The sequence below is a fragment of the Undibacterium sp. TJN19 genome (assembly GCF_049339485.1).
GTDB lineage: Bacteria > Pseudomonadota > Gammaproteobacteria > Burkholderiales > Burkholderiaceae_D > Undibacterium.
In genome coordinates this window covers 1-259 of record NZ_JBMPPL010000089.1, presented here as the reverse complement: position 1 = coordinate 259, position 259 = coordinate 1, and the positions used below count along the sequence as shown (strand labels likewise).

Sequence of the window (259 nt, the reverse complement as noted above, 5' to 3'; positions counted from 1 at the left end):
CCAACACATCCGCAGTCAATGGCGGCCAAAAAATCACCATGGGTGCCGGTAACGACACCGTGATCTTCGATAACATCCAAGACACACGTGCTGGTCTGACCATCTCCGACACCGTTGCTGGTGGCGCTGGCACAGGCGACACACTGGTCATCGACGGTGACCTGACAGGCGCCAGCCTGGGCGACACCATCGCCCTGGGTGCTTCTGAATGGACCAACGTCTCTGGTTTCGAAACCATCCGCCTGGTGGGTACATCCAA

At 58.3% G+C, this 259-nt stretch carries 1 protein-coding gene; it reads left to right on the top strand.

What is annotated here, in order from left to right; translation table 11 throughout:
• Positions 1–259 (top strand): hypothetical protein (locus ACO0LH_RS28660; RefSeq protein ID WP_422944555.1); only part of this gene is annotated, 259 nt, incomplete at both ends.